2 protein-coding genes are annotated in these 536 nt (G+C 35.8%); one reads left to right on the top strand and one right to left on the bottom strand.

Annotated elements, in window-relative coordinates; genetic code table 11:
* The first annotated feature begins 47 nt into the window (after positions 1–47).
* Complete coding sequence (locus ACQRDX_RS09485) at positions 48–410, top strand: winged helix-turn-helix domain-containing protein (RefSeq protein ID WP_044673594.1); 363 nt, start codon at positions 48–50, stop codon at positions 408–410.
* Between the two features lie 3 nt (positions 411–413).
* On the opposite strand, the gene ACQRDX_RS09480 is transcribed toward ACQRDX_RS09485, so the two are convergent.
* Positions 414–497 carry a pentapeptide repeat-containing protein gene (locus ACQRDX_RS09480; protein ID WP_142354777.1) on the bottom strand — a complete coding sequence of 28 codons (84 nt, stop codon included), beginning with the start codon at positions 495–497 and terminating at the stop codon, positions 414–416.
* Positions 498–536: the final 39 nt, after the last annotated feature.

The raw sequence follows: 536 nt of genomic DNA, 5'->3' as shown, positions 1-536 counted from the left end.
CGGAATGCAAAAGCATGAGCTACGGAAAGGAGCTTAGTTTATGAGGTATGCAGTATATTATCAGGAACACTCACGAAAATTACACAGCTATCAATAATGCTTTTTTACAAGACAGCAATCTCAAACCTGCAACTATAGGAATTTTGGTCGTAATTTTAAGCAATAAACCTGATTGGATAGTATATCCTGATGAAATTGCTAGGAGGTTGAACATCAGTAGGAATACTGTTGACAGCCATTTCAAGATTTTAGAAAAAGCAGGTTATATGAGAGTTGTTAAGCGTAGTCTTGGGAAAGGCAAAGGTAGTGAGGTGCACAGGTTTTTTTCAGATGTACCAATAACGGATAGCTATTTCGATTACCTGAAAAGCAATCTTGAAAAAGAGTTATCCACAGGTGACACAGATTGAGTGTTACAGTTCCCAAAAACTGCAATCTGAAAAACTGCAATCTGAAAAACTGCAATCTGAAAAACTGCAATCTGAAAAACTGAGCACTAATAAATACTAACTATACAACAAGTACTAACTTACAAT

Source organism: Streptococcus sp. SGI.013, assembly GCF_050315295.1.
GTDB classification, from domain to species: Bacteria; Bacillota; Bacilli; order Lactobacillales; family Streptococcaceae; genus Streptococcus; species Streptococcus porcorum.
This window is presented reverse-complemented; position numbering and strand designations above follow the sequence as displayed.

Coding starts and splice junctions, on each gene's coding strand:
- ACQRDX_RS09485 (WP_044673594.1), top strand. CDS start 48: ATGCAGTATATTATCAGGAACACTCACGAAAATTACACAGCTATCAAT.